The sequence below is a fragment of the Gudongella sp. DL1XJH-153 genome, from assembly GCF_049310905.1.
Classification (GTDB): Bacteria; Bacillota; Clostridia; order Tissierellales; family Tissierellaceae; genus Gudongella.
The window spans coordinates 63,899-76,978 of the sequence record NZ_JBMEMN010000003.1 but is presented as its reverse complement, the minus strand read 5'-3'; the positions used below and the strand labels follow the sequence as shown (position 1 = coordinate 76,978).

The 13,080-nt window shown below is 39.7% G+C and carries 17 protein-coding genes; 10 read left to right on the top strand and 7 right to left on the bottom strand.

Annotation, left to right across the window (positions count from 1 at the left end; genetic code table 11):
* Window positions 1-9: 9 nt before the first annotated feature.
* Both galU and ACOEN1_RS02825 read left to right on the top strand, forming a co-directional pair.
* The gene (galU, locus tag ACOEN1_RS02830) at window positions 10-891 is read left to right on the top strand and encodes a UTP--glucose-1-phosphate uridylyltransferase GalU (protein WP_422484903.1); all 882 of its coding nucleotides are present in this window, start codon (window positions 10-12) and stop codon (window positions 889-891) included.
* A 106-nt stretch (window positions 892-997) separates the two neighbouring features.
* Window positions 998-1,849 (top strand): VOC family protein, encoded by an 852-nt coding sequence (locus ACOEN1_RS02825; RefSeq protein ID WP_422484902.1) that lies wholly within the window; start codon window positions 998-1,000, stop codon window positions 1,847-1,849.
* Between the two features lie 50 nt (window positions 1,850-1,899).
* Here ACOEN1_RS02825 and ACOEN1_RS02820 read toward each other — a convergent pair whose 3' ends face one another.
* Window positions 1,900-2,475, bottom strand: coding sequence for a GerMN domain-containing protein (locus ACOEN1_RS02820; RefSeq protein WP_422484901.1), 576 nt, complete (start codon window positions 2,473-2,475; stop codon window positions 1,900-1,902).
* A gap of 140 nt (window positions 2,476-2,615) precedes the next feature.
* Here ACOEN1_RS02820 and ACOEN1_RS02815 point away from each other — a divergent pair, with 140 nt between their 5' ends.
* From ACOEN1_RS02815 to ACOEN1_RS02795, 5 genes are all read left to right on the top strand, one after another.
* Complete coding sequence (locus ACOEN1_RS02815) at window positions 2,616-3,710, top strand: RtcB family protein (protein WP_422484900.1); 1,095 nt, start codon at window positions 2,616-2,618, stop codon at window positions 3,708-3,710.
* 14 nt (window positions 3,711-3,724) lie between these two features.
* A complete protein-coding gene (locus ACOEN1_RS02810) occupies window positions 3,725-4,231 on the top strand; it encodes a dihydrofolate reductase (RefSeq protein WP_422484899.1) in 507 nt (168 codons plus the stop codon).
* 1 nt (window position 4,232) lies between these two features.
* Window positions 4,233-4,577, top strand: a complete 345-nt coding sequence (locus ACOEN1_RS02805; RefSeq protein ID WP_422484898.1) for a tRNA-binding protein — start codon at window positions 4,233-4,235, stop codon at window positions 4,575-4,577.
* A gap of 92 nt (window positions 4,578-4,669) precedes the next feature.
* Window positions 4,670-5,197, top strand: coding sequence for an RNA polymerase sigma factor (locus tag ACOEN1_RS02800; RefSeq protein ID WP_422484897.1), 528 nt, complete (start codon window positions 4,670-4,672; stop codon window positions 5,195-5,197).
* On the top strand, window positions 5,184-6,479 hold the full coding sequence (locus ACOEN1_RS02795) for a DUF4179 domain-containing protein (RefSeq protein WP_422484896.1): 1,296 nt from the start codon (window positions 5,184-5,186) through the stop codon (window positions 6,477-6,479). Before ACOEN1_RS02800 ends, ACOEN1_RS02795 begins: the two co-directional genes overlap by 14 nt.
* A 29-nt stretch (window positions 6,480-6,508) precedes the next feature.
* Here the strand turns inward: ACOEN1_RS02795 and ACOEN1_RS02790 are convergent, their stop codons facing one another.
* The 5 genes from ACOEN1_RS02790 to ACOEN1_RS02770 are packed head-to-tail and all read right to left on the bottom strand — an operon-like array spanning window position 6,509 to window position 9,765.
* Entirely contained in the window at window positions 6,509-7,099 is a 591-nt protein-coding gene (locus ACOEN1_RS02790) for a DJ-1/PfpI family protein (RefSeq protein WP_422484895.1), read from the bottom strand.
* Entirely contained in the window at window positions 7,074-7,670 is a 597-nt protein-coding gene (locus ACOEN1_RS02785) for a hypothetical protein (RefSeq protein ID WP_422484894.1), read from the bottom strand. The genes ACOEN1_RS02790 and ACOEN1_RS02785 overlap by 26 nt, the downstream gene beginning before the upstream one ends.
* A complete protein-coding gene (locus tag ACOEN1_RS02780; protein WP_422484893.1) occupies window positions 7,671-8,555 on the bottom strand; it encodes a hypothetical protein in 885 nt (294 codons plus the stop codon).
* On the bottom strand, window positions 8,530-8,994 hold the full coding sequence (locus ACOEN1_RS02775; protein ID WP_422484892.1) for a YaiI/YqxD family protein: 465 nt from the start codon (window positions 8,992-8,994) through the stop codon (window positions 8,530-8,532). Before ACOEN1_RS02775 ends, ACOEN1_RS02780 begins: the two co-directional genes overlap by 26 nt.
* A gap of 18 nt (window positions 8,995-9,012) precedes the next feature.
* Window positions 9,013-9,765: a SagB/ThcOx family dehydrogenase gene (locus ACOEN1_RS02770; protein ID WP_422484891.1), complete on the bottom strand. Its 753-nt coding sequence runs from the start codon at window positions 9,763-9,765 to the stop codon at window positions 9,013-9,015.
* Between the two features lie 284 nt (window positions 9,766-10,049).
* Between ACOEN1_RS02770 and prxU the strand changes: the two genes are divergently transcribed.
* From prxU to wrbA, 3 genes are all read left to right on the top strand, one after another.
* Window positions 10,050-10,769, top strand: a complete 720-nt coding sequence (prxU, locus tag ACOEN1_RS02765; protein WP_422484890.1) for a thioredoxin-dependent peroxiredoxin — start codon at window positions 10,050-10,052, stop codon at window positions 10,767-10,769.
* Between the two features lie 81 nt (window positions 10,770-10,850).
* On the top strand, window positions 10,851-11,258 hold the full coding sequence (locus ACOEN1_RS02760) for a Fur family transcriptional regulator (protein ID WP_422484889.1): 408 nt from the start codon (window positions 10,851-10,853) through the stop codon (window positions 11,256-11,258).
* 118 nt (window positions 11,259-11,376) lie between these two features.
* Window positions 11,377-11,985, top strand: coding sequence for an NAD(P)H:quinone oxidoreductase (wrbA, locus tag ACOEN1_RS02755; RefSeq protein ID WP_422484888.1), 609 nt, complete (start codon window positions 11,377-11,379; stop codon window positions 11,983-11,985).
* Between the two features lie 20 nt (window positions 11,986-12,005).
* Here wrbA and ACOEN1_RS02750 read toward each other — a convergent pair whose 3' ends face one another.
* Window positions 12,006-13,019 carry a DUF4349 domain-containing protein gene (locus tag ACOEN1_RS02750; protein ID WP_422484887.1) on the bottom strand — a complete coding sequence of 338 codons (1,014 nt, stop codon included), beginning with the start codon at window positions 13,017-13,019 and terminating at the stop codon, window positions 12,006-12,008.
* Window positions 13,020-13,080: the final 61 nt, after the last annotated feature.

Here is a 13,080-nt window from a genome sequence, read left to right as displayed (position 1 = left end):
ATTACTAAAATGAAAGTACGCAAAGCCGTTATACCGGCAGCTGGACTAGGTACTAGGTTTCTCCCTGCTACAAAGGCACAGCCCAAGGAGATGCTTCCAATCGTTGATAAGCCAACACTTCAGTTTATAATTGAAGAGGCTGTAGACTCTGGGATTGAAGAGATTCTTATTATAACAGGAAGAAACAAATCATCCATAGAAAATCATTTTGATAAATCTGTTGAACTTGAGATGGAACTTGAGAGAACAGGCAAGGATGATATGCTGGAAGAAGTAAGAAAAATAACTGATATGGCAAATATTCAGTATATCAGACAAAAAGAGCCAAAAGGACTAGGTCATGCAATCTACTGTGCAAAGAATTTTATTGATGAAGAGCCATTTGCGGTACTACTCGGTGATGATATCGTTCAAAGCAAGAAACCTTGTCTTAAGCAGATGATTGAGGTTTATGATGAGTACAAGACTACCATACTTGGGGTGCAGGAGGTACCTCACAATGATGTAAACAAGTATGGCATTATTGATGGAATGTACATTGAAGACAGGATATATAAAGTTAAGAGCCTTATTGAAAAACCGAGTATTCAAGATGCACCTTCAAATATAGCCATACTGGGAAGATATATAATCAATCCAGCAATTTTCAAAGCTATAGAGGAAACAGAGCCTGATAAGAAGGGTGAGATCCAACTCACAGATGCCCTCAATATACTATCTAAGAGAGAAGCTATGTATGCTTATATATTTGAAGGAAGAAGATATGATGTAGGAGATAAACAAGGCTTTCTTGAGGCTACAGTGGAGTTTGCACTGGTTAGAGATGATATAAGAGTAGAGTTTTTGAGTTATCTTAAGAAGGTGCTTAGAATAGAGAATGAAAAAGAATAAGGAGAATAACTGTGTTCCATATGAGTCAAGTGATTGGATAATCAAAAGGTTTAATCCATGGAGGTCGGGGTAAATAAGAATCACTAATATATAGAAGGTGATAAATATGAATAAGTTTCACACAGGACCCTTGATATATCCAGTGGATTTGTGTCTTAATGTAAAAGATATGGATATGATGGTCGAATTTTACAGTGATGTGATGGGATTTGATGTACTGAAAAAGGAAGACAAAAGAGTCATAATGGGAGTTCCCGGAAATAAGATTCTCTCCTTTGTAAGACCTGATGATGTAATCCAGAAGCCTCCAAGAAGAACAGGACTCTATCACTTTGCAATTCTGCTTCCTGATAGAAAATACCTTGGAAGCTTCATAAATCATCTAAGGGATAATAACGCACCTGTTACAGGAGGTGCAGACCACGAAGTAAGTGAAGCACTGTATCTGCAGGATCCTGAAGACAATGGAATTGAAGTCTACACAGATATTCCGGACAGTCAGTGGACATGGAAGGGAGACCAGGTTAATATGGGAACCGAGCCACTTGATTTCAGAGGACTGATGGAGCTGGGGAAGGATATTGAATGGAAGGGAATGCCTGAAGGCACAAAGCTTGGGCATATGCATCTTCATGTAAGCGAACTTGAAGAGGCATTTCTTTTCTACAACACCCTGGGATTTCAGAGGGTGGCTGAAATGGGAGGAACTGCAAACTTTATATCCACTGGTGGATACCATCATCACATCGGATTGAATGTATGGAATGGAAAAGGTGCAGATCCAGCACCTGAGAATGCAACGGGGCTTAGATATTACACCCTTGCTGTTTCCGATGAAGACAGTCTGGGAAAAATATTCAGAAGTCTTGCAGAAAAAAAATACCATGTAACAATTGAGGAGGGAGTGCTCCATACACAGGACCCTTCGGGAAACAGGATAAAAATAGAAATAGCATAAAACAATCCAGGCATCTGATATGCCTGGATTGTAAGTTTTTTGATCAGAAATTAATCCATTGTCACTTCTATTGGATCCTCAATGCTGATATGTCCCATCAGACTTTCGGCTTCCTGGCTGTCCACAAGAAACTGAATTCTTTGTACTGATCCAAGTTCTCCCAATGACTCAACGGTCTGGCTTATGATGTAGCTTTCCTGCATGGAGCCGCCGTTTAAACCTTCTCCTTCAAAATTTACATAAGCTGTGCCGTCCATTACTTCAACACCTATAAGCTCAACAGTTTCTGGGAAACCAGTGCTTAGGTTTTCTTCATCTTCCGGACCTGCGATCAATGCCCTTACGATAGCTTCCTCCAGACAAATTTCATCATCATAGATAATGGTCTGGGTTTCTGTAAGCATCCATTCGTATTGTTCATCTCCTGTTTCAACATATTCATTGTTTGCAAAATAGAGGACTACTTCTGCAGTCTTCTCTTCAGGCTCCTCAGGCTCTTCAGGCTCTTGGGAAGGTTCTTCCACCACAGGTGGTTCCTGAGGCTCCTCAGGCTCTTGTGAGCCTCCACAGGCTGCAAGTCCAACTGCAAGCACCAAGGCAAATATTAATATAATAAATTTTTTCATAACTATCTCCTTTCGTGATGTAAATTGATATACTTCCTTAGATTCATTCTAGCACTACAAGGAAAATGTTTCAATTTACAATTTGGTGACAACGGCTCAGAATCACTGGGTATAGATATACAGAACAGGTGGTGAAAACAATGCTGATACAAGGAAGATACGGCAAGGCACAAATATTTGCTGAAAACCTCGAAGAAGGTGCACAGGAACAGATTAAAAGGTTTCTTGACCAGGATTATATGGAAGGTAAAAAAGTTAAAATTATGCCCGATGTTCACCAGGGTATGGGCTGTGTGATCGGCCTTACTGCTGAAATGGGAGATATTGTAATACCGAATATCGTAGGGGTGGACATTGGCTGCGGAATTCTACTTGTAAAGCTGGGAAGAAGAGCGATTTCCTTGGAAGAGCTTGACAGGTTCATAAGAAGCATGATACCGTCCGGAACAAAAATCCATAGGGACAACAGGTTTACAGACCCTGAAATAGAAAGGCTAAAATGTCTCAAGCATCTAAAGGGAAGGGAAAGATTTCAAAGAAGTCTTGGGACACTTGGAGGAGGGAACCACTTCATTGAGATTGGGAAGGATTCAAAGGATCGACTTTATCTGGTTATTCATTCAGGAAGTAGAAACCTTGGGAAGCAGATAGCAGATTATTACCAGAAGCTGGCTGTTAAAACCTGCAGGGATGGATACCCCAAAGACCTTTGTTACCTGAAGGGAAAGGAAAAGGAAGATTATCTTCATGATATGAAAATCGCTCAGAATTATGCTAAAATAAACAGGGAAGGAATTGCAGGAATTATCTTAAGGGAGTTCTATGGAGAGAGTCTTTCAGACTTTGAACATTTTCATACAATACACAACTATATTGACTTCAGGGATAATATCACAAGAAAAGGAGCGATTTCAGCATACAAGGATGAAAAGCTTTTAATTCCAATCAATATGCGTGATGGATCGATTCTTGGACGAGGCAAGGGAAATTCCGACTGGAATTTTTCAGCGCCCCATGGAGCCGGAAGACTCCTCAGCAGGAGGGATGCAAAAAAAGAAGGCTCCCTGAAAGAATTCAGGGAGACGATGAAAGGTATCTACTCTACATCAGTTCACGAAGGAACCCTTGATGAAAGTCCATTTGCATATAAACCTATGGAGGAAATAATTGAAGGAATTGGAGAAACAGTAGAAATTATTGAAAGAATAATACCCATATATAATTACAAAGCTTAGCGAGGAGGAACAGAATGAATTTAATTTTTGCCGTTGACGGAAACTGGAAAATTGGACTAGGTGGCCAGATGTTAGTGGAAATAGAGGAGGATCTGCACAGGTTTAGAAGAATCACTGAGGGACATATTGTAATAATGGGGAGAAAAACCCTTCAAGCTCTACCCAATCAAAAACCATTGGAGAATAGAATCAATATACTTGTAACACGAAACAAGGACTACAATCCGGAAGGATTCTTGGTTGTGAATTCACTGGAGGATTTGTTTCCCATGCTAAAAGAGATAAATCCCGATAAAAAGCTGAAGGTATACGTGACAGGTGGAGGCACAATCGCAAGACAACTACTGCTTTTCTGTGACAAGGCATATATTACAAAAGTGTTTAAAGACTTCAGGAATGCCGATACATTTATCCCAAACCTTGATCTGGATGATGACTGGGAAGTTGTTGAGGAGTCAGAGGTTCACAGACAGGATGACCTTTACTACAGGTATGTTAATTACGAAAGGGTCAGGTGGTAATATGAAAGTCAAGAGTGAAGTGACCTTTGATGATTTTTTGAAGCTTGATATAAGGGTAGGAAGAATTGTCGAGGCAAGACCATTTGAGAAGGCAAGGAATCCATCCTACAAATTGGTAGTTGATATGGGTCCAGATATTGGGAGCAAGAATTCAAGTGCTCAGATAACTGAGCATTATACTCCTGAGGAGTTGGTGGGTAAGCAGGTTTTGGCCGTTGTGAATTTCCCTCCTAGAAATATTGCAGGTTTTATTTCAGAGATTCTTGTGATGGGCACATACTCTGAAGGAGGAGTGGTACTCATAACTCCTGACAAAAATGTACAAGAGGGAGATATATTAGGCTAATCTTATGCACCTGTTTTCAGGTGCTTAAATTTTTTTGCGAATTAATGAACCTTTTGACGATCCAAACACTCTTAGTTATGAAATGAGGTGACATGGTGGAATTGAAGTATCTTGTGAAGAAGGCGAAAAAAGGAGACAAGGAAGCTCTTTTGCAGCTGATTCTTCAGGAAAAGGACAATTACTATAGACTGGCATATGTATATATGAAGAATCAAGTGGATTCAGAGGATGTGGTACAGGATATGATCATTACTCTATATAACAGTATAAAAAGTCTTCGCAAGGAGGATAAATTTTATTCCTGGAGCAAGACAATTCTTGTAAATCTGTGCAAGAAGAATCTTGGCAATAGAAATAGAGTTGTTCCCATGGAATCCATAGAGAATGAAGCAGTGGAATTTTCAGGAAGGGAAGACAGGATGGATCTCGACTATTATCTGGGGAGCCTTGGAGAAAACCATCAGGAGGTAATTAGGTTGCGCTACTACCTGGATATGGACTACAAGGCCATATCTGAACTCCTCCAGATCCCATTGGGAACAGTAAAGTCCAGACTCAATGCCGCCACGGATAAATTAAGGAGTGCAATTGGAGAGGAGAATTACAATGAGCAGTCTTGATAGGATGCTTGATGAAAAAAGAAAAGAATACGAAAAATTGAAAGCGCCGGACTCATTGGAATCGAATTTAAGGAAAGCCTTGGAAGGAAAGAATAAAAAAAATAAATTCCCATTAAGCAAGATTGCAGCAATATTTGTAATTGGTGCAATTCTAACCTACAATAGCTCAACACTTGCATACTATGGGAAGCAGCTGATTGGATACGAGACCGTTATGGATGGAACTCTCCTTGAACTCAACAGATTGGGTGAAGGACAGAGCATAGACAAGAGTCATCTTTTCAGTGATGGCATCGAGGTTCAGGTGGATGGAGTTATGCTTGATGGGAACGGGATGGTCCTGTTCTATACCATTGAGGATAAGGCAAAATCAGGGAATATTGACGATGTTTATGTACGAGTTTTGCCAGATATACTTTTTATGAATGTAAGTTCAAGTGGAGCCGGTGAGATTCTTGAAGAGGAACATATGCAAAAATGGGTCTTTACAACAGATGAAGCACCACCATTCTATGTTAGAACTGTAACTTTGGAGCTAGTCAATGAAAAAGACGATGGCATCTGGGAATACGGAGAGATAAAATTCAAGTTGGATAGAAACAAGGCTGTGGGAGATACAATCAGAGTGTCAATCGACAAGAAGGTTGAGCTGGCTGGAAGGAATATGACAATTGAAGACATCAGCATGTCGCCTATATCAACAGTGGTAAAGGGTGAAATCCAGGATATTGTTTCCCTTGGTTTGGACAGAGCAAGAAATGAGCATCTGATGCCACAGAATCTTGAGATGATACTTTTTGCCGATGGCAAGGAGGTAGTCAGAAAAGGATCTGGAATGAGCACCGATATGAAAGGCACCAGATTTGATGTTAGGTTTGATACAATTCCAAAGGAAACCAAGGAAATTGAACTGGTACTGGATGAAATAACCGTAAGCCAGAATATTGGCAAGGAGTTTTCGATTGCTGAGGGACAGGAGATTGAAGTACTTCAGAATACAATTCAAATAGACCAGATTGAAAAAAGGGATGGAAAAACATTGATCACCATTACAACAGAAGAGGGAACAAGAATTCCAGGAGTGAATCTCATTGCGGATGGAAGAGATTACGAACTGCTGGAAACATCTGAAAGCAGCTATGAAAAAAAGCAGGATGAAGTTATTCTTAATACCAGAACTCTTGAATTTGAAGGAACGGGAGATGAGTTAAAGCTTTTCATAGGTGATATTAGATATACCAAGGAATATGGGTTAACTGTATATAATGAATCAATAGAATAGGATAAGGACCGGCTTGGCCGGTCCTTATCCTATTTAGTAGAAAACGGATCGTTGTCCTTGTTTTCGTTCCAAATATATTCCATAAACTTGGAGATCTTTTCAGCATCATCTCTTCCATTTATTTGTTCCACAAATGCCAGTGCCATATCGATTCCAGCTGAAACACCTGAGGAAGTCCAGTATTTTCCGTCCACTGCCCACCTGGCCTTTGCCAGCCACTGGACTTCAGGGTCAACAGAAACAACCCAGTCAAATGAAAGCTTGTTTGATGTAGCATTAAGACCCTTAAGAAGACCTGTTTTTGCAAGAAGTGCAGAGCCTGTACATACTGTAAGGCAATACTTGCTCCTCTCACAGAGATCCTTAACCATATTTACATAGGATTCATCTTCAACAAGCGGTCTCGTTCCATAGCCTCCAGGGATGAATAAAATGCCATCTTCTGAGAATCCATCAATTGTTTCAGTTTTAACTTCAACACAGTGTCTGCTTTTGATCAAGCCACCATCCCTGGACAGATACTTAAGTGAATAATCATATGGAAGGTTCCCGAATACCTCCACCGGTCCGAAAACATCGAGAGTCTCAAAGTCATCAAACAAGAGAATGTTCACTATCATTGTCTATTACCTCCCTTTCATCCTGATTATTCCAAACTTCCTTGCGTAATGAACTAATGATTGCAAGGAGATAAATCCTTGTAATAACTGCAATTATGGCTGCAAAGAAACCCACACTTTGAAGATTCAGAAAAAGAGAAAGGGTAACCATAACAAGGGTTATACCCATAAGTATAATAAAGATTCTGTCCTTGCCCGTATAAATTTTTGCAGTTTGATTATCATCAATGGCTTTAAAATCCTGTACAGCTGCCTCCAGCAATCTATGAAACAACAGCAATTCAATTGTCATAACAACCACAGGGTAAAACAGAAGCATTATAGGCTGATTTATCTGAGCTCCCTGGAATAGTGTAATAAGACTGCCAACAGCTGTTGCACCAATAATAATATAGGAGATTATTTTTGGCCGATCATAATCTCCGGAAACAGATTTTTCCTGAAGAACTGATATCCCGGATGCTACAACCATCCAACCCACAAAAGCGGGAAGAATTTGAAGCATGCCCAAATTAATACTGAATGTTGCAATAAGAATCCCCCAGAATATTTTTTTGAATCCATCTCTCATCTAAAGCACCTCCCTGGCAGCCAGATATCTGTAAATATCCATAAAATTGAAGCTGTGATACAAGCTGTCAACGTTGTAGAATCTTAAGCTTCTTCTATCCCCAGCTGCATTCATGTAGATGATTTCAGGGTGAAGGTCAATCATCGAATACACATTCAAGGGATCTCCTCCGGTGTAGAGCTTGGATTTTACTTCCATATATTTGCCTTCTTCAATCTTTAATCCCTTGATCCCGTCAATTACATGGTCGTTTATCTTTAAATCCAGCCTGTCAGCAAATCTGTGCAGCATTGGACTTTCAACTGAAACCAGAGTAGCTTCCTCTGTGGCTCTGTATCTGGTTGAGCTTGAACCATCCGATGAACCGGAAGATGACATACCTTCAAAGGACTGATCCATTGTTCTGTGCACATATAATTGCAACTCACCCAAATCAACATTCATTTTGCTTCCATCGCTGAAATATACATTTGCCTGACTAAGGACTTTTCCATCTATTTCTACATTTTCAGCAAACAGATCAACCTGACAATAGATTGTCCTTACACTATACCGCCCATGTACTTCTCCAGGGATATTAGCCTGATCAGAACCCCAGGGGAATGAATTAATATGGGAATACTCTGAAGCGTGGATAATCATTTCAGGACTTTCCAGGAAAGAAATCTGGGTGACAGTCCGGTTTTCTCCAACATTTGTGATATACACAAGATTAAAGGAAATTTCTTGCATATGTTCATTTTCTTCATATGTTCTTATGTCATAATAGTGCTTTAGAAATACCGGTTCATCCAGCGCAAGGTATAAAATGGCAACCAGGCACGCAACAGAAAGGGCTCCAACTGCTGCAAGCACAATCTTAAGTAGTCTCTTGTTCATTTCCATTCACTGTCACCTCCTGAAGAAGTCTTCGAAAAGAAATTTCAAACTCCTTGTCACTTCCCTTATTTCTTTTTTTTACCTTGGATGTATAGATCCCCTGGCTTCTAAGCTCCTTGTGAAGATGCCTGCTTGAGAGCATGGTGATAATGTTTGAATCATTGATGATCAATCCATTCTGATTGATGGGAGTGGCATTTCGTGAAAGACACATGGCTGCAAGACCATTATCCTGGGTCACAACAATATCTCCCTGGGATAGATGGTTTACAATATAGTAATCAGCGCTGTCAGCAGTTGTATCAACAGTGACAATCTCTGCATAATCATTATTCAGTATATGGGCATAGTTCTTCACAAGAGTTATCGGTATATTGAATTCCTTGGCTAAATTGACGGCAACCTGTACAACCGGGCAGCCATCTGCATCTACAAAAATTCTCATATTCAAATCCTTTCTCGTCTACTTGCCAACAGGAGCAATATAGACTACAAATTCGTCTATTCCGTCAATATCAACAAGGTTGTCGGCAAGCTCCTGATGATAGTTGCCGATGGCACAGGTCCCGTAACCTATTGCTTCAGAAGCCAGGTATAGATTCTGGCAGATGTGGCCTGCATCAAGAAGGATGGATTTGTGTGCTGCTAAAGTGTATCTCCACTCTGTCCTGTAGGGAATGGCAGCCCATATAAATGCAACAGATCCTCCTCCAACAAACATCTGACCTTTTGTTGCTTCGTTTACCATTTCACGAAGGTCAACGTGTTTTTTAACAAGAACCAATTTGTGGTCTATAGGTAGATATCTGTAGATTCCCTGTTCCAATCCTTCAACATTGAATATGGCAATATATGTTTCAAAAGGATGTCTGTTACCTGCTGATGGAACCGTTCTGAAAACTGTAGTGCCAGCAATTTTTCTTACACCTTGTGTTGACCACAGCAGCCATGACAACTCTTTCAATGACATGCTATGGTTAGGATCATATTTTCTTCTGGTGACACGGTCTTTAATGGCATCGACAAGCGCCATATCGGATATTTCATCTAGTTCTTCTACTGGGACGAGGTCAAATGTCAATTGATTTTCCTCTATAGGCTTTTGTACTTCAGGTTCAGATATACCATTGTTCTTATCATTGTCAGTGATATCAATTTGTTCCCTGATAGTGGTCTTTAGAAAGTATCTGTGTTTGCTCAATCTCTCTTTATCCATTATAGTATCCCTCCATTTTTAAAGATACTAAAAGTATAACATAAATTCTGCTGGGCTAATATTTACAAAGAAGAAATGTTTGATTATTTTAAAATAGCCTATAGCAAACTATAAAAAAAATTGGAGAGCTTTTATTGTGCCCAATTATTTATGAGATAATTCCATAAAAAAGTTACTTGGGACTACTAAATGGGTATTTACAGTACTGACGGTAATATGTTATCATCATAATACAATTGTAATGAGTACAATAATAATATAATTACAATTAAGGAGGTGCCCATTTGGTAGAAAAGAACAATTCCGCTTGTGCAAGACCGGAGATTAAAAGAAACAAGCTTATTGAGGAAGGGACAGGAGAAACTATGGAACTTAAAAAGGAGGAACGATCTATGGTAAAGGTAGGGAAACCAGCACCACTATTTGAAGCGCCAGCATTCTACAAGGGTGAATTCACCAATATTAAACTAGAGGATTACAAAGGAAAATGGGTAGTGCTTTGCTTCTATCCAGGAGACTTTACTTTTGTCTGAGCTACTGAAGTTTCAGCAGTTGCTGAAAAATTTGACGACTTCCAGGAACTTGGCGTAGAAGTTCTTTCAATGAGTGTGGACAGCCAATTCGTTCACAAGGTATGGAATGACAATGAGCTTTCAAAAATGATTGGAAAGGATATTCCATTCCCAATGCTTTCTGATTCTGACGGATATGTTGGAAAGTTATATGGAATCTATGATGAGGATAGCGGAGTCGAGACAAGGGGAAGATTCCTGATTGATCCAGATGGAATAATCCAAGGATTTGAGGTACTTACACCTCCAGTGGGAAGAAATGTAATGGAAACATTTAGACAGATTCAGGCATTTCAACTGGTAAGAGAAACAAAAGGTGCTGAGGTTGCCCCTTCAGGATGGAAGCCTGGCAAGAAAACTCTTAAGCCGGGACCAGACTTGGTAGGTAATGTATGGAAAGAGTGGAAGGTAAGCGAGGCCTTTGAAGATTAATTAAATGTGTTGATTTATACATTGGAATGCGATACTATGGTATTGTTAAACGGTATAAATTTTAAATGGGGTTGTTGATTTATGAAAAAATTCGATACGGAACTAAAAATTTTAAAATCAAAAGAAATAAGACCATCCTATATAAGGGTAAGAATTTTAAATTATCTTCTTGAGGAAAGAATTCATCCTACAGTTGATGAAATTTATGAAAAATTAAGCAAAGAAATTCTAACACTTTCCAAGACGACAGTGTACAATTCCCTGAAGCTTCTTGCGGAAAAGGGATTGGCCAAAGCTATCAACATTGAGGGAAATGAGCTGAGATACGAAGCTGAACGTGGTTTCCACGGACACTTCAAATGTCAGTCATGTGACTCAATTTATGATATTGCCGTATCGGAGATTGCCTTTATGGAAGATGTAGAAGGATATCTGATCAATGACGAGCAGGTTCTTATTACTGGCTTGTGCCCAAAATGCAATAACTAAAAGTGAAATGATTATAAAAAGATACCCTTCTGGGGTATCTTTTGTTTTGTTTTAAAAATCCCAGGGTATAAATCATCTACGAGCGTTTATAATGAAGTTAAACATAGGAGGTTATTTAATGGAGAAAGTAAAATTTTCGATTATTTACTACAGTGCAAATGGAGCCAATTACAAAATGGCCAAATGGGCAGAGGAAGCCGCAAAAGAAACAGGCGCAGAGGTTAGACTGGCCAAGGTGCCAGAATTAATCCCTCAGGAGGTTATTGACAATAATCCAAAGATGAAAGAAATTGCTGAGTTGACAAAGGATGTTCCAATCGCAACATCAGATGATCTTGAGTGGTCTGATGCAATAGTATTCAGCACTGGGACAAGATTTGGAAATGTCACATCACAGATGAAGAACTTCTTTGATATGCAGGGAGGCCTTTGGGCAGAAGGAAAACTTGCTAACAAGGTGGTTTCTGCAATGTCTTCAGCACAAAACCCACATGGTGGGCAGGAAGAGACAATACAGGCTATGTACACAACATTTATGCATTGGGGTGCAATTATTGCTGCTCCGGGGTATACCGACAACTGTCTATTCCCAGCAGGCGGAAATCCCTACGGAACTTCTACTTCAGTATCACAGGAAGGCGAAATAATGGATGATATTGAAGCCGCAGTTAAGCACCAGGCAAGGAGAACAATCCAGATTGCAGAGTGGATTAAAAAGGGACAATAATTAAAAAGATGATTCCAGGCTTAGGCCTGGGAATCATCTTTTTTTTCGTCCTTGGCATCTTCTTTTTCAACATACCTGTCATCTCGAGGTTTATTTTTGTTTTTCTTTTCCTTAGGGCCTCTTTCAGGACCTCTTAAAATTCTTTTGACTATCTTGTACAGGATTATGGCAACAATCAATATAACCAACAGTCCTGGAAGATTGTATACAAGGAAGATTGCTAAATTTTCAGCTGATCTTCTGAATTGATACAGCGAGTTTTCGAAAGCATTCTGTATCCTTGTAAGGAAGGTAGTTTCCTTTGTTTCAGTTGTACTGACCTTGGCAACCTCAATAAGGGATACATGGAATGTTGAATAGTCTATCCTATCATCCAGGTTTACAAGAGTAGCTTTCAGGTTTTCCTTTTCGTATATGACTTCACTTAACTGGTCCTCAAGTTTAATTATATCTTCAATGGCCTCTGCTCTTTCCAGAAGTGAAAGAAGTCTTTCTTCCTTGATTTCAAGAACCTTAAGTCTGGATTCTGTATCTGTATAATATCTTGTGACATCCTCCTTTGATGTACTTTCATTTGTAAGATTTCCAATCTGCGGTACCAATCCCTTAAACTGATTTACCTTATCACGAGGAATTCGTATGGCAAAATCTCCACGCTGATACATTTGGGAGTCGTAGTAACTCGAATAGTAGACATTGGAGCTTGAAAGATAGCCTCCACTCTCTTCGATAAGTGAGTACAACTTCTCCAATGATTGGTCGAATGTAGTTGTCTCAAAGGTCATGCTTATGGTTGTGATGATTTTGTCAGGTTCAATGGAATTATCCAATCCTGGTGTTCCAAGGCCACTATCTCGTACTGCTTCTCCATACTGCTCGGAAGCAGGAGCTTCAGCCGGTGATTCAGCAGTCTGAGGAGCAGCTCCATCAGTGGAAGTCTCTTCTTTGGAAACCATTGAGCTGCAGCCTGCAAAGAGGGACAGGACCATAAGAATTCCAAGAATTAAAGCTAAGTAACGTGTGCCTTTTCTCATTTATCTCATCTCCTTTTGAATAATTATACATCAGATAATACGTCAAAGTGATACAATCCGG